We start from the raw sequence: 18,254 nt of genomic DNA, 5'->3' as shown, positions 1-18,254 counted from the left end.
CTATCATTTTTCTCTGTTTTTTGCTTGTTGTCTCAAAAAAAATGTTTATATTTGCAACATATTTGTTTATAAGAGTGAATGCACACGGTACGAGATGCGCGGTTCTCTCTTTATTTATTCACAAAAGAATCAAAACAACATGCAGAAAAGATTGCAACTACTTCTGGCTTTGCTCGCCTTCATGGTGACTTCGGCAATGGCTCAGATTACCACTTCAGGCATTAGTGGTAAGATTTCTTCCAATGGCGAAACCGTTATTGGGGCTACTGTTACTGCTACACACCAGCCATCTGGTACTGTGTATCGTGCTGTAACAAATGTAGATGGTCGCTATACTATTCAGGGTATGCGTCCAGGTGGTCCTTACAAGGTAAGTATCTCTTATATCGGATATAAGGACAAGGTTTTCAACAATGTCAGTCTGAACTTGGGTGAAAGCCAAAATCTCTCTTGCTCTCTTCAGGAAGATGCCAAGCAGCTTCAGGAGGTTGTTGTTTCGGGTAAGGCTGGTCTGAATGGTACGAAGACCGGTGCGGCCATGAGTATCAATGCTCAGCAGATAGCTGATATGCCTTCTATCTCGCACAGTATTGCGGATGTGGCTCGCCTGAATCCACAGCTTACTACGAACGGACAGTCTGGTTCTATGTCATTTGCCGGTATGAACAACCGTTATAATTCATTCCAGATTGATGGTGTGATGAATAACGACGTGTTCGGTCTTACTGCTAATGGCAGTAATGGTGGTCAGGCAGGATCTCAGCCTGTTTCTATGGAGACTATTGACCAGATTCAGGTAAATATCGCTCCTTTCGATGTTCGCCAGGGTGGTTTTACCGGTGGTGCCATCAACGCGGTAACTAAGAGCGGTACCAATGACTTCCATGGAAGTGGCTATTTCTATGGGAACAACCAGAATTTGGTAGGTCGTCATTATAAGAATATGGATGGTACCTATGCTCAGCCTTATGATGATGAGAAGGAAACTTTGTTCGGATTTACGCTCGGTGGTCCAATCATCAAGAACAAACTCTTCTTCTTCGCAAACTATGAGAATTCAGAAAAGTCATACCCAACTCAGTATACCATCGATTCTCCAGATGTTAAGTTTAATCCGGATTTGGCTAAGGACTTGATGTCTAAGATTTATGACTTGGCTAACCGTCAGGGTTATGATTATGCAACTTCATGGGCAGATAAAGATAAGAACGTGAAGAGCCAGAAAGCTGGTTTGAAGTTGGATTGGAATATCAACGAGTTCAACAAGTTCTCTGTTCGTTGGAGTTATGTTGATGCTAAGCAGACGCTTGGTCTGGGTGGTATTGCTACATTGAATACTACCGATCACTTGTATGATTTCAAATCTAAAACTCATTCTTTCGCCGCAGAGTTGCAGAGCCGCATCTCTCCAAACCTGAGCAATGAGGCACGTGTATCTTACGTTCGTGTTCGTGATGAGCGTACTTCTGGTAAGCCAGCGCCATCTATCACTATCTATAAGGTAGGAAATGGTACCATGAATATCGGTAATGAATATTCCTCAATGGCTAATGGATTGAATCAGGACATTTATACCCTCGAAGATAACTTTACATGGTTCAAGGGGAATCATACACTGACATTCGGTACACATAATGAGCTTTACAAGTTCTCTAACCTCTTCCTTCAGAATCTCTATGGATGCTATTATTTTGATACTCCAGACGACTTCCTAAATTATTATAAGGGTTGTGGAGCTGATGGTTTTGGAGGTGATGGTAAGTATATCAAGAACTTCTACTTCACACAGGCTAATGTTGAGGTGACTGGTAATCCTCGTTGGGCACCAGAGTTTAGCGCAGCTCAGCTGGGCTTTTATGTACAGGACAAGTGGGATGTGACAGACAGCTTCCAGCTCACCTATGGTCTCCGTATGGATATGCCTCTGTTCTTTGATACGCCTACCGAGAATGCTAAATTCAATGAGTGGGCAGCAGGTAAGGGATATGGTTTCAAAACCAATCAGAAACTTGCCAGTACACCAATGTGGAGCCCTCGTGTAGGTTTCCGTTGGGATATTGAGAAGAACCGCAAATATATCCTTCGTGGAGGTATCGGTGTATTCACTGGTCGTATTCCTTTCGTCTGGTTGAGCAACAACTTTACGAATACTGGTGTGCAGACATCTTCTTACTCTGCAAAAAATAATTCTGATGTGCAGCTCATCATGGATCCTAACAAGCAGACTCAGAATGCAGATAAACTGAAGGCTCTCGGTAGCCAGCTGATCAATGTGTTTGACAAGGATTTCAAGTTCACTCAGTCTATGCGTGTTAATCTTGGTTTCGATTTCAATCTCCTGGGTATCGACTGGACTGCTGAGGGTATCTTCAGCAAGAGTCTGAATGATGTTTATTACAAGAACTTGGCTTATGAGGAGACTGGTAAGACCTTGTCTCAGACCTCTTACATGAACTGGGATAACCGTCCTCTTTATACAAAGGTGGCAGATGCTAAGTCGTTTAACAACATCTATGCAATGTATAATACCAGCAAGGGCTACAGCTACAGCCTGTCTTTGTCTGCAGCTAAGCACTTTGCGTTCGGTCTTGATCTGAATGCATCTTATACATTCACTCACTCAGAGTCTGTAAGCAGTATGACCTCATCTGTTGCTCAGAGCAACTGGCGTAATACTCATACTTATCGCTTCTCAAACAACCCAGAGTTGGCTAATAGTGCTTATAATGTGCCTCATACAGTGAAGGCTTCTGCTTTCTATCACTTCAACTGGGGAACCAACAAGTTGTTTACCACTACAGTAGGCCTTATCTACCAGGGTCAGAGCGGTTCTCCTTACTCTCTCGTTTATAGTGGAGATATTAACGGAGATAATGGTACAAGTAATGACTTGATTTTCATCCCTACAGATGCGCAGGTAGACCAAATGAAGTTCTTGGGTACTGATGCTTATACTGCTGAGCAGCAGCGTGCTAATTTGAAGCAGTGGCTTGCTACTACAGACTATGTGAAGGATCATCGTGGTGAGTACTTCGAGCGTTATGGTGCTAACTTGCCGTTCGAAAGTCATTTCGATTTCCACTTCGGTCAGAAGTTTGGCATCCGTACAGGTAAGTATGTACATGCTTTGGAACTTACTTTGGATATCATGAACGTGGCTAACCTCCTGAACAAGGATTGGGGCCGTACCTTCAGTAGTGGTTATAACAGCGAGATTATTTCTCCTATCACGTACAAGGGTGATGGCGTGTTCCAGTTTGCTAACTCATCTGATATGCCTCTCAAGTATCCTAGCTCATACTACAGCCGCTGGCGTGGCCAGGTTGGTTTGAAGTATACATTCTAAGGTATAATTATCTTTTCAGACAACATAGCATTAATATAAAAAGAGGGTGAATCATTTACTTCTGATTCACCCTCTTTTTGGTTTTATAAGAACAAGTCTTTCTTTGGCATGTTTGTCATATATTTCTTTCTCAGTTTCTCGAAGAAAGCTATAGTATCGTTAGAGAAGCCGTGGCCTTTCCATGTAGATGTGTTCGTGATGAGAATCCAGCATTGGTTATCCGGATATTTCAGGACGATGGCTGATGTGCCTGCCAGCGAACCGGTACGAATCCATGGTTTGTCGCTCTTTGGTGTATAGTTCCAACCGATAGAGTATTGGTGGTCAGCCTGCTCGCGCGTCATAAACTCGATACTCTTCTTGCTGAGGATATCCTTGACATGTGGCAAACCATCGATGCTGGCTATGAAACGGCTCAGCTCGGCTGCCGAACCACACCAGGCTCCTGCACCCGACAGGCGGGGAAGGTCGGTGTCACCATAGCATTTCTCCACCAGTCGTCCACTGTTGTTGTATTCATACACAGGGATGCTGCCCTGGTGCATGTAGTACTTCGTCTCGTTAGGTCGGCGGTCCTTTAAGTAAGTTCCCGCAATATGCATGTCGTAGCAGCCGGCTGGGCGGAGCACATACTTCTGTATGAAGTTTTCATATTTCATTCCGCTCTTCTTCTCTATGATCATGGAGAGAATCATGTAGCCCAGATTACTGTAGCATTTGCCTTCGCCAGGAGTATAACCCAAGTGGCGCTTCAAGAGAATCTTGAGCAGGGTAGGGTGATCAGGTGGCGTTTTGAGATGGTTCTGCATCATGATGTAGCGGGTGGAAGATACAGGGTCGCCGGCATAGTTGTTGAAACCAGCCTGATGGCGCAGCAACTGTTCTACGGTGATATCGTAATATCGCTTGTCCTTGATACTGTTGTTGTAAACGGTATCGCGCAGGATTCCCTTTTCGCCAAACACCTTCTCGTTCAGCTTGAGTTTCTTCATCTCCTGCAATTTCATGATACCTACGGCTGTAATCAGTTTCGATACGGAGGCGAAGCGCATCAGCATGTTAGGCTCCATTCTGATGCCTCGCTCCTTATCCGCCATTCCGAATCCGCGGGCATAGAGTAGCGAGTCGTTGCGGGTGATGACGAGTTGGGCTCCATTGATTTCCCATCTTTTGAGAAACCTTTCTATTACCGAGTCCATCTCATGATATTCCTTCCCCTCTGTCAGGGCATTTGAGATGGAATCGTTGATGTGAACCCTAGGGAGCGAATCTGCCGCCTTGTTCTTATCTGATGCTGATGTACAGCGAGATATACAGCTGTGTGTAGTCCATCCTACGATTGCTGTAAAGGTAAGCAATATGATTGCTATGCGTTTTTTTCTTAGTCGTCGTGCCATTTTATTTAATTTTTCTTTTGCAAAGATTTTGCAATCGAGTGCAATGAAAGTTTACTTTCATATTGCCGAGTGCAGCAAATCTTATGCAAAGATAATGCAATCTTCTCAAATAACAAAACATTGAAAATATATTTAAATTTATTTTGTATTGTCTATGAATTATCGTACCTTTGTACCCAGTTATAAAGAAAAACAATGAAGAAGGTATTAAAAAAGATATTAAGATCCATATTCTATATAGTAGTCATGTCGGTTCTGGCATTTCTGCCTGACTTCTGGCTTTGGCACATCGGGGTGAGTGAGTGGCCTTTGCTGCTAGCCATCTTATGGTGGGTTCCCTCGTTGTTACTTGTTCTTGCCGAAGTCGGGTTGCAGATGGGGTTCTTCCATAAGTTGTCAGTCCGTGTACTCTTTACTACCATACTTTTCTCGGCATTCCCTAAGGTTGTCTTCATCCTGTTCGATGCATTTCTTCCTTGGTTCTTTGCTCTGATTCCTGCTTTGGGTGTAATGGGGTGGTTTGCCTTCGGCTTTATGGAGGGTTGGAAGCGGTTAGAACTGAAACATATTACCTTTACCTCGCCCGATTTGCCACCTTATTTTGATGGTTACCGTCTGGTACAGATTACCGACTTTCATCTCGGTTCGTTTCCTCCCGGCAATGATTTCGTGCAGAAGGTGGTGGATGCGACCAACAATGAAGAACCCGATATGATTCTCTTTACGGGCGATCTGGTCAATAACCAAGCCAGCGAAGTGGAGCCTTATCTGGATACGCTGGGGCAGCTTCATGCGCCAGATGGCATCTATTCTATCTGGGGAAATCATGATTATTGTGAATATGGCAACAATCATTCTATTGGCGCTTTGAAGAGAAACCGCCGTATGCTCTATGGTTATCAGGAAAGTCTGGGGTGGCATCAGCTGATGAACGAACATCATGTGGTGAGTCATGGTATGGCATCTATCGCTGTAATCGGCGTAGAGAATCCCGGTCAGCCTCCTTTCACCAATCGCAGTAATCTGAAGAAAGCGATGAAGGGGTTGAATCCAGATATGTTTAAAATCCTCTTGAGTCATGATCCTCACCATTGGCGCAGAGAAGTAGTTGGTAAGAAGATACAACTTACTCTGGCGGGACATACGCATGCCGGACAATTGAAAATAGGTAAATGGACGCCTGCCCGCATGGCTTTCAAAGAATGGGGCGGAGCTTACCGGATTGGTGAGCAGATGCTCTATGTATCATCGGGTATTGGTGGTTCTTTCCCTTTCCGTCTAGGCGCATGGCCTGAACTGACAGTTATCACGCTGAAACGTGATTTATAGTTCTTAAAGATAACGAAACTGGTGTTTAAGTGTTAAAATACAGTTAAATGTTTGCCGCTTGAACCATTGTGATGAAAAAAGCGTGCTAAAAATTTGGCGGTTCGAATAAATGTTGTACCTTTGCACTAGTTTTCGCATATATTTGGGCAAATGGGGGGTGTCGTGAGATTGTACTCCATTTGTTTTTTGAAGCAAAGCGAAAATACTTTGTACCAGAAGTAGCTGTTCATATTTTATATTTTATATTTAATATTTATAATAATGAAGATTCCTGTAGAAGAACAATATAAATACGTAAAACTTACTCTCCCGGATGGAAGCAAGTCTGAAGGTCAGGCTGTCTTGTTGCATGCTTGTTGTGCACCTTGTTCGGCGGCTATCGTAGAATGTATGCTTCGTAATGGCATGAAGCCTACTGTATATTTCAGTAACAGTAATATCTATCCTCAGCAGGAATATGATGTACGCAAACATGAACTGAAACGATTCCTGGAAGCCCAGAATGTGCCTTATGTAGAGGATGAGTATGATCATCAGGAGTGGCTTTCTGTTATCAAGGGCTTAGAGGATGAACCCGAACGTGGCAGCCGTTGTTCTGTCTGCTTTCAGTTCCGCCTCTCTCATGCAGCCAAGTATGCGCAGGAGCATGGATTTCACCTTCTTACTACCACGTTGGCATCTTCGCGCTGGAAGAATATCAGGCAGATAGATACTGCCGGTCATCTTGCCGTTGAGGCTTATCCTGATGTAGAATGGTGGGATATGAATTGGCGGAAGGGCGGTTTGCAGAATCGCCGAGGTGAACTCTTGAGAATCAATGAATTCTATAATCAGTTATATTGTGGTTGCGAATTCAGTATGCGATAAATAAAAAAGCCCAGGACATCACGCCCTGGGCTTTTTTATAAGAATCTGTGAAATCTGTAGTGCTTAAGAAAGTCCTGTAATCTCACCGTTTACTACATCAATGCGCTCAGCCTGTGGGCTCTTTGGTAAGCCCGGCATACGCATGATAGGACCAGCGATGACTACAATCATCTCTGCACCCATATTTACGGTGATGTCGCGAACGTGGAGTTCGAAACCTTCTGTAGGACCGTATGCCTTGGCATCGGTAGAGAAACTGTACTGAGTCTTGGCAATACAGATAGGGAACTTTTCAGCACCCAGCATCTTGATCTCTTCAATCATCGCCTTGGCAGAATCGCTCAATGTTACGCTGCCTGCTCCGTAAAGATTGAATGCAACCTTTTCTATCTTCTCCTCAACGCTATCGTTATCATCGTAAGCAAAATAGAGAGGGGCTGATGGACGCTCATCAATGGTCTTCACTACGAGGTTGGCAAGTTCAATGGCTCCGTTTCCGCCTTCGGCAAAGGCGCTGTTTACGGCGAAACCGCAACCCATCTCCTCGCAATGCTTGCGCAATACTTCAATTTCTTCATCTGTATCGGTTGCAAACTTATTGAATGCAATCACTACAGTCTGACCAAAACTCTGCAGGTTCTTTACGTGCTTGTCGAGGTTCCAATAGCCAGCTTCCATACCAGCTACATTTGGCTTCTTGATATCTTCCTGAGCTACACCACCATGCATCTTCAACGCCTGGAGGGTAACAACGAGAACAGTGAGGTCTGGTTGCAAACCTGTCTTGCGGCATTTGATGTCATAGAATTTCTCTGCACCGAGATCAGCACCGAATCCTGCCTCTGTAATAGCATAGTCGCCATACTCAAGAGCAGCAGCTGTAGCCATGACGGAATTGCAGCCATGAGCAATGTTGGCAAAAGGACCGCAATGAACAAATGCTGGTGTACCCTCTGTTGTCTGAACCAGATTTGGCTTCAAAGCATCGAGAAGGAGAGCTACGATACTGCCACCTACACCCATATCCTTTACGGTAAATGGCTTGTCATCCTCGGTGATGCCCAGGAGGATATTATCGATACGGCGACGAAGATCATCGATGCTTGTTGCGAAACACATGATAGCCATAATCTCAGAAGCTGGCGTAATATCGAAACCAGACTCTGTCTCGATGCCGTTCTTATCTCCTATACCGGTGATGATGCGGCGCAAACCTCTATCGTTCACATCCATGACGCGACGCCAAAGAATCTTCTTGAGTTTGAAACCCTCTGCTTCGTGCTGGAAACGGTAATTGTCCAGAAGGGCAGAGATCATGTTGTTGGCCTCTGTGATGGCATGGAAATCGCCGGTGAAATGGAGATTAATCTTATCCATAGGCAAAACCTGGGCGTAACCGCCACCTGCTGCACCACCCTTCATGCCGAAGCAAGGACCCAGAGATGGTTCGCGAAGAGCTACTACAGCCTTCTTGCCAATCTTCTGCATACCCAGGGCGAGACCCACGGATACGGTGGTCTTGCCATTACCAGCCTTTGTAGGGCTGATAGCTGTAACAAGGATGAGATGGTGATTCTTAAACTTGTTGGTGTCAATCTTGTCCGTAGTAATCTTAGCGATGTAACGGCCGTAGTTTTCCACTTGGTCTTCATGGATTCCAAGTTCTGCTGCCACTTCATTGATAGGGCGCATTTTTACTGATTTAGCTATTTCAATATCTGTCAACATAAAAAGTAATGTTTTGTATTTTGAGTGCAAAGGTACGGAAAAGAATCCATATAAATGCATAGGAATGTATAAAAAAACAAAATAAAAAAAAAGGAAGACTTTCCCCATTTCCAAATGATGAAGTTTAAAAAAGGTAAATTGTAGGATTTTGTCGTGTGAATGTAGTACCTTTGCAAGCGAATTTATATTTTATAGTACGTATGAACAAGTCTTTAGCATTAGCTCATTTTCAGACGAGCTTTCAGTTTATCACGCATCAGAACGAGCGCTTCTCTTATCTCGAAGGAGCCTATCTGGCACTTATCGGAGGATGTGATTGGGTTCAGCTTCGCATGAAGGGGGCTACCGATGAAGAGGTAGAGCCTATAGCCCGTAAGTTGAAGTTGGCTTGTGAGGGTGCCGGTGCAACCTTTATCCTCGACGACCGTGTAGAACTCGTGAAGAAGTTACAGATAGATGGTGTACATCTTGGAAAGAATGATATGCCGGTTGATGAGGCCCGTAAGCTCCTGGGTGATGAATTCATTATCGGAGGAACAGCCAATACATTTGATGATATTCGCCGTTTGCATGAACAGGGGGCTGACTATATCGGTTGTGGTCCGTTCCGCTATACTACCACCAAGGAGAAACTCTCTCCGGTGTTGGGTATAGAAGGTTATCGCCAGATTATTGAGCAGATGAGGGAGAATAAAATCTCTCTGCCTATGGTAGCCATCGGAGGTTTGACTCCAGACGATATAGATCCGCTTGCAGAATTGGGCATCGGTGTGGCAATGAGCGGTACCATCCTAAATGCGGAGAACCCTGTTACCATGACACGTCAGATTCATGACAAGTGTTTCGGATTATTCATCGAAAATCTCAATCATTTCTTTGAGAATCAGTAGAATGATACTCATAAATGATGATTTTTCATAGAAAAGAGAAGAAAGTTCAGGTTTTCTTCTCTTTTCTCATTTTATTGTTGTAACTTTGCATCCTCATTGCAAAACTGTTGCAAGCCAATTACAAATAATGAATTTAAAAGACATGAAATAAATAGTGGGAATAAACTTAGGAAATATAGGAAAAACAGATGCTGTCGGAAAGAACGAGAACATCATGATATACGCACCTTCAGATAAAGGTGCTTAAAAACCCGGGCACAAACGTGTTCGGGCTTTTTTATTTTACTATATATAAATAGGTGTAAAACCAACTCAAAATAGATAGTGTGTGCAAAATATATAATTATTAACTTTGTAAAAAAAAAAGTATTAAAATGATGAAAACAGAATGGAGAGGTTTCAAAGGAAACTTGTGGCAGAGTGAAGTGAATCTTCGTGATTTCATTCAGAACAACTACACTTGTTATGACGGCGATGAGTCGTTCCTTGCAGAACCAACTCAGGCAACTAACACCCTTTGGGGTATGTTGAAGGAACTCCAGAAGGAGGAGCGCGCCAAGGGTGGTGTGCTTGATATGGAAACAGAAATCGTTTCAGGATTGACAGCTTACGGTGCTGCTTATATCGGTGAAGGTACAAAGGATTTGGAGAAGGTAGTTGGTCTGCAGACCGATAAGCCTTTGAAGCGTGCCTTCATGCCTTACGGTGGTATCAAGATGGCGGAGCAGGCTTGTACAACATATGGCTATCAGCCATCAGAGAAGCTCCACGAAATCTTCCACAAGTATTGCAAAACTCATAATGATGGCGTATTCGATGCTTATACTCCAGAGATGAAGCTCGTGCGCCATAACCACATTCTTACCGGTCTTCCTGATACATACGGTCGTGGACGTATCGTAGGTGACTACCGTCGTGTAGCGCTCTATGGTATCGACTTCCTCATCGAGGAGAAGAAGAACGACCTCGCTAACATGGGCGACCGTGAGATGATTGACGAAGTAATCCGTCTTCGTGAAGAGGTTTCTATGCAGATCAAGGCGCTCAAGGGCTTGAAGGAGATGGCTCAGTTGTATGGTTACGACATCTCTCAGCCTGCCAAGAACGCTCGCGAGGCAGTTCAGTGGTTGTACTTCGGTTATCTCGGAGCTGTGAAGACTCAGAATGGTGCTGCGATGTCTGTAGGCCGTATCTCTACATTCCTCGATATCTATATCCAGCGCGATTTGAACGAGGGTACTCTTACCGAGGATGAGGCTCAGGAGCTTATCGACCACTTGGTCATGAAGTTCCGTATGGTTAAGTTCGCCCGTATTCCTTCTTACAACGAGCTCTTCACCGGCGACCCAGTTTGGGCTACTCTCGAGGTAGGTGGTATGGGTCAGGATGGCCGCTCAATGGTTACCAAGAACGACTTCCGTTTCCTCCACACATTGGAGAACATGGGTCCTTCACCAGAGCCAAACCTCACTGTACTCTATAGCTCTCGCTTGCCAAAGTCATTCAAGCACTACGCTTCTTTGATTTCTGTAAAGACAAGCTCTATCCAGTATGAGAACGATGACGTAATGCGCCCAGTTTGGGGTGACGACTATAGCATCTGCTGCTGTGTATCTGCTACACAGACAGGTAAGGAGATGCAGTTCTTCGGTGCACGTGCCAACTTGGCTAAGTGCTTGACCTACGCTGTTTCTGGCGGTGTTGACTCAAAGACACGCGAGCAGTGCGGTCCTAAGTATCGCGCCGTTGAGGGTGATGTATTGACATACGAGGAGTTCATGCCACGTTTCATGGATATGATGGACTGGTTGGCTGGCGTTTATGTGAAGACATTGAACCTCATCCACTACATGCACGATAAGTACTTCTACGAGGCAGCAGAGTTGGCGCTCATCGATACAGATGTTCGTCGTACTTTCGCTACAGGTATCGCTGGTTTCAGCCACGTAGTTGACTCTATCTCAGCTATCAAGTATGCCAAGGTAAACATTATCCGTGATGAGACCGGTTTCCCTCTCAGTTTCAAGACCGAGGGTGACTTCCCACGTTATGGTAACGATGATGAGCGTGCTGATGAGATTGCAGTATGGTTGCTCAAGACCTTCATGAACATGATCAAGAAGCATCATACATACCGCAATTCAGAGCCTACTACATCTATCCTGACTATCACATCAAATGTAGTATATGGTAAGTACACCAGCAACATGCCTGATGGTCGTCCAGCCGGTGCTCCTTTGGCTCCAGGTGCTAACCCATCTTACGGTGCAGAGAAGAATGGTCTTTTGGCTTCATTGAACTCAGTAGCTAAGTTGCCATACGAGTATGCTCTCGATGGTATCTCTAATACTCAGACCATCAGTCCAGGTGCTCTCGGTCATAACGATGAGGAGCGTGCCCAGACATTGGTAGGTGTATTGGATGGTTACTTCAACCAGGGTTCTCACCACCTGAACGTGAACGTATTCGGTATCGACAAGCTCAAGGATGCGATGGAGCACCCAGAGAAGGAAGAGTACCAGAACTTCACCATCCGTGTGAGTGGTTACGCTGTTAAGTTCATCGACTTGACACGTGAGCAGCAGCTCGACGTAATCGCTCGTCAGGCTCACGAGAGACTCTAAGGAAGTAAAGAATGAAGAGGGAAGAGTGAAGAATTCTCTTGTCTCTTTGTAACATATAGATTGCCCGCTAGATTTTCTTTCCGAGGATATTTAGCGGGCATTTTAGCTTATTTAACTGCAAAAAGGAGCAAGATATTGATAATTTTACTATCTTTGCGGTATGAAATTGAATATAGAACAAAAAACAACTCTTTGGAGTGAAGGAGGAAAGTTTTGCCTGGATTTAGCCAAACTTATATTTGGTGGTATCATCTTGGCAAGTATTATGAAAAAGGATATAGATGCAGGGAAACTTTTAGTTTTTGGTGCTCTCATAACTATGTTTCTAGCTGTATGTGGATTCTTTTTAATATTAATGTCTAAAGATAAAAATAAGAAAGGAAAATAAATATGGAACTATTAGTATTTATGGGATTTTTTGCTCTGCTTGCTGGTGCTTTTACCCTATGGGCTTACAATGATTATCGTAAAATGCAGGCTTAAATGGGCTTTTTGTTTTTAATCATTTCTAAAAAGATAAAATAATTATGGGCGTATTTGTTTTTTGGGGTGTAATAGCCTTATTTATGAGTCTTTTTGCATTGTGGGGAGTATATGATCTTCGAAAGAATGCATAAAGGATTTATTCACAGCATAGAGAGCTTTGGTTCTGTAGATGGACCAGGCATCAGGTTTTTGATTTTCCTGCAGGGTTGTCCGATGCGCTGCCAGTTCTGCCACAACCCGGATTCCTGGAAGACGGGGGTAGGAGAGGAGTGGAGTGCTGATGACCTGCTGGATAAGGCAGAGAGATTCAAGAGTTATTGGGGAGACAAGGGTGGCATTACCGTGAGCGGTGGAGAAGCCCTGATGCAGATAGACTTTCTCATCGAACTTTTCGAGAAAGCCCATCAGCGTGGTATCAATACCTGTCTTGATACATCAGCGCAACCATTTAGGAAAGAGGGTGCTTTCTTCGAAAAATTCGAGCGTCTGATGGCCGTCACTGATACTGTTCTTCTTGATATCAAACATATCAACGATGAAGAGCATCATAAACTCACCCGCCATTCTAATGTAAACATACTGGATTGTGCACGTTATTTAAGCGAGATACACAAACCAGTATGGATTCGTCACGTCCTGATTCCAGGTATTACCGACAAGGATGAATACCTCTATCAGCTGCGTGATTTTCTTTCTACACTCTCTAATATTGAGCGTATAGATGTCTTACCTTATCATACGATGGGTATCTACAAGTATGAGAAACTAGGTATTGCCTACCCGCTGGAAGGCATAGATCCTCCTACTAGTGATCGCATTGCTCATGCAGAAGCAATCTTGCAAGAGGCACTTTAGCCTCTTGCAAGACTGCTTAGATGAGCGTCTAGCGAACTGGTGAGACGGGCTTTGATGATAGGCTTTGTGATGTAGTCGTTTACTCCAAGCTCGTAGCATTCATCCACATTATCCTTGTTGCTTAACAGGGAAACCACGATGATGACCATTTCACTTTTCGAGTATTTAGAGCGTACATGGTCTATTACGTCCCACCCATTTACATGTGGCATCATCAAGTCGAGCAGTATCACGTCCGGCTTGTATGAGTCAATCAGTTCAATGGCTTCTTTTCCGCCATTTGCAGTTTTCACGTCGATGTCGAAGTCCTTTATCATTTCAGAGATAGTTTCAATATTTTCTGAAATATCATCGACGATTAGCACTTTGTTCTTTTCCATTTTTCACTGGTTATTATATAGGTTCTTTCCGATCTTGAAGATCTAGTTTCTTGGCTTGTGAATGCCGTAGATGTCGCATATGAATCCTTTATCAGTGATTAGATTGTTCATATCGATACTGTCGAACATCTTGTGATGAGTACCGATTACCACAATCTGATACTCTTTTTCCAGAACTTTAGGATCATCTGTCACCTTGATATTATATTCTTCTTTTACTTCCTTTACATCTACCAATGGATCGTAGAGTGTGGTTTTGTAACCTGCTCCTACCAGGTTGATATAGAGATCGGCTACTTTTGTGTTTCTGATATCATCGCTGTCTGGCTTGAACGAGAAGCCGAGAATCAGCACGTTAGTCTCCGGAGCCTTGAACTTTCTGCTTTCAGATGCATTCTTTATCTTTCCTGCCATCCATACCGCCATCTGCTCGTTAACCTCGCGGGCTGTAGAGAGCAGCGATGGTACCACGTCAACCTCCTGTGCCTTGTTAATCAGGTAGTATGGGTCTACCGCGATGCAGTGGCCGCCAACGAGTCCTGGAGTAGCTGGCACGAAGTTCCATTTTGTGCTAGCTGCCGCCGTTACGTCTTCGATGTTGATGTTCATCTTGTCGAAAATCTTTTCCATCTCATTGAAGAAGGCTATCTGTATGTCTCTCTGGCAGTTCTCCATCAGTTTACATGCCTCTGCTATTTTGATACTCTTCGCCCTGTAGGTGCCATGGGTAAGTACTGAAGCATAGAGACTGTCGATGATAGCAGCTGCTTCGGGTGTAGAACCGCTGGTAACCTTCACGATGTTCTCGATGGTATGAACAGTATCGCCCGGGTTGATGCGCTCTGGAGAGAAGCCTACAACGAAACTCTGGTTCAACTTCAATCCTGATGTAGATGCCAGTAATGGGGCGCAGACCTCTTCTGTCAGACCTGGGTAAACGGTACTCTCGTAGACTACGATATCACCTTCTTTCAGAATCTTGCCAACCTCAGCTGTAGCATTGCGCACGCAACTGATGTCTGGCTTGTTCGATTTGTTCACCGGTGTCGGTACAGCGATGATATACACATTACACTTCTTCAGGTCATCAATATTGCTGGTCAGTTTCAGTCCCTGTTCCAAAGCTTTGGATACAGGTCTGTTGTCTTCCATCGTGCTTTTGGCTAACTTGGCTACCTTCTCTGCTTTGATGTCATAACCCCATGTATCGTATTTCTTTGAGAATAAGCATGCCAGTGGAGTACCTACATACCCCAAACCTATTACTCCAATCTTAAACTCAAAAGACTTGTTTATCATATACTATATTGTTTATGTTTTATAATGTTATTTCTTTTATTGGGAGCTCCCTGCTGTGTTTGCGTTACAGCAAGTAACTCGGATCTTTTAGATTCCTTCAAGCTGAGCATAGCGCGAAGTCTTCTCAGGGTTCCATGCGTCCTTGTAAGAACGGCGGAAGAAGATTTCTTGCAGATGAGCCGACAGACGGGCGATACGCAGGAAATAACCTGTATAAGGCGACATCAGTGGCAGATATCTGTAGAGGAACCACACGTCTTTCTTTCTTTCTGAAACCATCAGCACCAGGAGGAAGGCAAGCTGCGAGAAGCATACTCTGATAAAGTAGCCCAGCGCCAGCACCTCGATGATGTGCGTGTTAAACGTGATGGCGAGCTTGATGATATACCACAACCACAGAAAATTGAGGAAGCAGTCGAAAACCACACTCTCCATGTTGGATAACCAGTTAAGGATACTCCAGTTTTTGGTAGGCAGCAGAATGTCGGCATGCTTGCGGAGACGGAATCTCACGAGCGAGCGCGACCATCTGATGCGCTGATGATACAGCTTGTACCATTTGGTAGGAACATTGGTCATACAGATGGCATCTTCGGCAAATTTCACTTTATATCCGGCTTTGCGGATCTTCTGTGTCAGGTCACCGTCCAGTCCCGGTCCTATGTCCCAATAGCCCACTTCCTTCAGCGTCTTTCTTTCGAAGGCTCCGAATGCTCCCGAAATGATGTGGTAGATACCCAGTTCGCTGGTTACGATACGTCCCACCTGTATTCGCTTCAGGTATTCGAAAGCCTGCAGCGATGAGCAGATGGTCTCCTTGTAGTTGCGCACTTTCACACATCCTCCTACGCCCTTCACCATTCCGTCGATGTAGAAGGGGAGTAGGATTTTCTCCAGTGCATCACGGTCGAGCGAAGAGTCGGCATCCAGACATACGATGTATTTGCCTTTTGCCATCTGGGCTCCATAGTTGCTGGCGGCAGCTTTACCGCCTCTTGTATCCAACCTCAGGTAGTGGGTGATATACCCGGCTCGGTAGAGGTCGTTGCAAATCAGTTTGGTGTCGTCGTCGCTACCATCGTCTACCACGATGATTTCGTAGTTGCGGTAGGTTTGCTCAGCCAGCGAGTTCACCATTTTGAATATATGTTTGCCTTCGTTCTTTCCCGGTACGAGGATGCTGATAAGCGGATTCTCGCGGTACAGGAAGTACTTGGCATATTCTTTCTCTTTATCTATCTGGTTTCTCTTCATCAGTCGGTTTCCGATTACGAGATATTCCAGGATATAATATCTTGGCATCTCGATGAAGAAGAGGAACCAGTAGGTATTCACGATACTGCTAAACGATAGCGTGCTGATCCAGTCGAAGAAATCGTTCAGATGTTCTGCTATGCTAAACATACGCTTTTCCCTTTCTTCTTGATGGCTTATCTCAGCACGGTGAGCGCCAAGAGGGCCATGATTATGAGTATACCTGCGATGGTGACAAGGATGGCAACGAGTTTCTTGTAGAGCACGATGCGCTTCTGTATCTTGTCGTTTTCATCTTCCTTCGGCTCCGTATCAAGCAGCTCTTCCTGCGGTTTCACCTCTTTCTCTTCTTCCTTCATCAGAGGTTCCTCTGAGTAGCGGCAGTAGTCGTCTGGAGTCATATCCACATATTGCAGTTTGTTGAAGAACTCGTCATAGTTGTTGGCGATGGTCTTCGCCTTGGTTTCCAGCATGCTGCAGATAATCTCGTCCGGTTCTATCGAGTTGGCGAGTTTTCTGATGGCTATCGACATCTCCTTGCTCAGTTTCTGCTGAGCCTCTTCCACCGTTTCTCCCTGCTCATAGAGGGTAGAGGATACGTAGAAGATATTGTTGTAGTAAGACACCTTGTGATTGGAGAAGATTCTACAGAGCTTGCCCTGTATGCTTTCCTTTATCTTTACGGTATCCTTGTTATCATCTATAATCCATATCTTGCCTACCATGACCGAGAGTTCATCCTTGCGGTAGGCTTCCATCAGTTGGCGTCGCAGTCGGTTCATCAGCAGATAATATTCCATGAAGTTATCATAGATGTTCACCATGTTGCTGAACATGATGTTGCCGCTGGTCAGTGTTCTGATTCCTTCTTCCGTTATCTCGTAGTCCTCTACGTCTCGTGGCACCAGGGCATTTACCGGAAAGGTGCTCTCGCAGTAGCAGCAGGTTGCCTTGGTGATAGGCGAGGTAAACGAGTTCTCGCAGTCGTTGCAGGTATATACCACGGCTGGTCTGTCATAGTCAACACCGATGTGGCGCAGTTTCTTGTGACACTTCGGACAGATGAGCATACCGCCCACATTGTAGCTGCTTTCCGGCGATACGTTGGCGCAGCTGAAGTGGTGGATGATGTTCTGTATCTTCAGGTTCGAACTTCCGCACTTCGGACAGCACTCAGTATAGAGCAGGTGAGAGTGGTTACACTTAGGGCAGAGGTGCTCCTTGAGCAGGAAGCGGTGAATGCGCAGTGCTCCGAACTCCACCATAGTGTCGATGAACATGAACATCTCGTTGAGATGGAAGAGACTCATACTGTGATAGTGCTCGAAGATTGGGTTGATATATCCCAAAGACGATTTCTCCAGCAGTCGGTGTCCCATGATTCGCTGGTCTCTTGAGAGCAGGTATTTCAGGATGTTGGCAAAGATCTGGTTAGGCTGTGTAGGACGGCTTGTTTCGCTTTTTACACCAAACTTCTGTCTTGCCAGCTTGATTTTGTCTATAATCTCATATACCTTTTCATTGTTCATGTCGCTCACATAGGCATCGACGATATAGTCGATGATCTGTCCCTTTCCCGATAACGCCGTATTGACGAATATCGGTTTGTAGCTACATTTCCATGATAAGATTGGACTGGCTCCAAACAGTATAGCATGGAACGCACGCTCACTCTTCGTATTGATGTAAATACAATCGAAGTAGTCGGGCTGGATGTCCGGTGTCGAGTCGATATCTATATAGCTATCGATGGTGAGCACCATATCTCCACGTTTGTTTCTTCTAAGTCCAATCATTCT

13 protein-coding genes are annotated in these 18,254 nt (G+C 44.7%); 7 read left to right on the top strand and 6 right to left on the bottom strand.

What is annotated here, in order from left to right; genetic code table 11:
- Window positions 1–139: 139 nt before the first annotated feature.
- A complete protein-coding gene (locus F7D47_RS10155; RefSeq protein ID WP_153085675.1) occupies window positions 140–3,346 on the top strand; it encodes a TonB-dependent receptor in 3,207 nt (1,068 codons plus the stop codon).
- 83 nt (window positions 3,347–3,429) lie between these two features.
- Here the strand turns inward: F7D47_RS10155 and F7D47_RS10150 are convergent, their stop codons facing one another.
- Window positions 3,430–4,743 carry a serine hydrolase domain-containing protein gene (locus F7D47_RS10150; protein ID WP_153085673.1) on the bottom strand — a complete coding sequence of 438 codons (1,314 nt, stop codon included), beginning with the start codon at window positions 4,741–4,743 and terminating at the stop codon, window positions 3,430–3,432.
- Window positions 4,744–4,938: 195 nt separating this feature from the next.
- Here F7D47_RS10150 and F7D47_RS10145 point away from each other — a divergent pair, with 195 nt between their 5' ends.
- Both F7D47_RS10145 and F7D47_RS10140 read left to right on the top strand, forming a co-directional pair.
- Window positions 4,939–6,072, top strand: a complete 1,134-nt coding sequence (locus tag F7D47_RS10145; protein ID WP_153085671.1) for a metallophosphoesterase — start codon at window positions 4,939–4,941, stop codon at window positions 6,070–6,072.
- 261 nt (window positions 6,073–6,333) lie between these two features.
- Complete coding sequence (locus F7D47_RS10140; protein ID WP_153085669.1) at window positions 6,334–6,939, top strand: epoxyqueuosine reductase QueH; 606 nt, start codon at window positions 6,334–6,336, stop codon at window positions 6,937–6,939.
- Window positions 6,940–7,002: 63 nt separating this feature from the next.
- Here F7D47_RS10140 and F7D47_RS10135 read toward each other — a convergent pair whose 3' ends face one another.
- Window positions 7,003–8,667, bottom strand: coding sequence for a formate--tetrahydrofolate ligase (locus tag F7D47_RS10135; protein ID WP_153085667.1), 1,665 nt, complete (start codon window positions 8,665–8,667; stop codon window positions 7,003–7,005).
- A 200-nt stretch (window positions 8,668–8,867) separates the two neighbouring features.
- Here F7D47_RS10135 and F7D47_RS10130 point away from each other — a divergent pair, with 200 nt between their 5' ends.
- The 4 genes from F7D47_RS10130 to pflA all read left to right on the top strand — a co-directional run bounded on the left by F7D47_RS10130 (window position 8,868) and on the right by pflA (window position 13,522).
- Window positions 8,868–9,557, top strand: a complete 690-nt coding sequence (locus tag F7D47_RS10130; RefSeq protein ID WP_153085665.1) for a thiamine phosphate synthase — start codon at window positions 8,868–8,870, stop codon at window positions 9,555–9,557.
- A gap of 377 nt (window positions 9,558–9,934) precedes the next feature.
- Window positions 9,935–12,181: a formate C-acetyltransferase gene (gene pflB, locus F7D47_RS10125; protein WP_153085812.1), complete on the top strand. Its 2,247-nt coding sequence runs from the start codon at window positions 9,935–9,937 to the stop codon at window positions 12,179–12,181.
- A gap of 160 nt (window positions 12,182–12,341) precedes the next feature.
- The gene (locus F7D47_RS10120) at window positions 12,342–12,569 is read left to right on the top strand and encodes a DUF6722 family protein (RefSeq protein ID WP_153082156.1); all 228 of its coding nucleotides are present in this window, start codon (window positions 12,342–12,344) and stop codon (window positions 12,567–12,569) included.
- A 221-nt stretch (window positions 12,570–12,790) separates the two neighbouring features.
- Window positions 12,791–13,522 (top strand): pyruvate formate-lyase-activating protein, encoded by a 732-nt coding sequence (pflA, locus tag F7D47_RS10115; protein ID WP_228112457.1) that lies wholly within the window; start codon window positions 12,791–12,793, stop codon window positions 13,520–13,522.
- Here pflA and F7D47_RS10110 read toward each other — a convergent pair.
- The 4 genes from F7D47_RS10110 to F7D47_RS10095 all read right to left on the bottom strand — a co-directional run bounded on the left by F7D47_RS10110 (window position 13,519) and on the right by F7D47_RS10095 (window position 18,251).
- On the bottom strand, window positions 13,519–13,902 hold the full coding sequence (locus F7D47_RS10110; RefSeq protein WP_153085661.1) for a response regulator: 384 nt from the start codon (window positions 13,900–13,902) through the stop codon (window positions 13,519–13,521). The genes pflA and F7D47_RS10110 overlap by 4 nt on opposite strands.
- A gap of 42 nt (window positions 13,903–13,944) precedes the next feature.
- Window positions 13,945–15,201: a nucleotide sugar dehydrogenase gene (locus tag F7D47_RS10105; protein ID WP_153085659.1), complete on the bottom strand. Its 1,257-nt coding sequence runs from the start codon at window positions 15,199–15,201 to the stop codon at window positions 13,945–13,947.
- An 87-nt stretch (window positions 15,202–15,288) separates the two neighbouring features.
- Complete coding sequence (locus F7D47_RS10100) at window positions 15,289–16,605, bottom strand: glycosyltransferase family 2 protein (protein ID WP_153083878.1); 1,317 nt, start codon at window positions 16,603–16,605, stop codon at window positions 15,289–15,291.
- A gap of 26 nt (window positions 16,606–16,631) precedes the next feature.
- Window positions 16,632–18,251 carry a hypothetical protein gene (locus tag F7D47_RS10095; protein ID WP_153085658.1) on the bottom strand — a complete coding sequence of 540 codons (1,620 nt, stop codon included), beginning with the start codon at window positions 18,249–18,251 and terminating at the stop codon, window positions 16,632–16,634.
- Window positions 18,252–18,254: the final 3 nt, after the last annotated feature.

This window comes from Segatella copri, assembly GCF_009494835.1.
GTDB classification, from domain to species: domain Bacteria; phylum Bacteroidota; class Bacteroidia; order Bacteroidales; family Bacteroidaceae; genus Prevotella; species Prevotella copri_F.
This window is presented reverse-complemented; position numbering and strand designations above follow the sequence as displayed.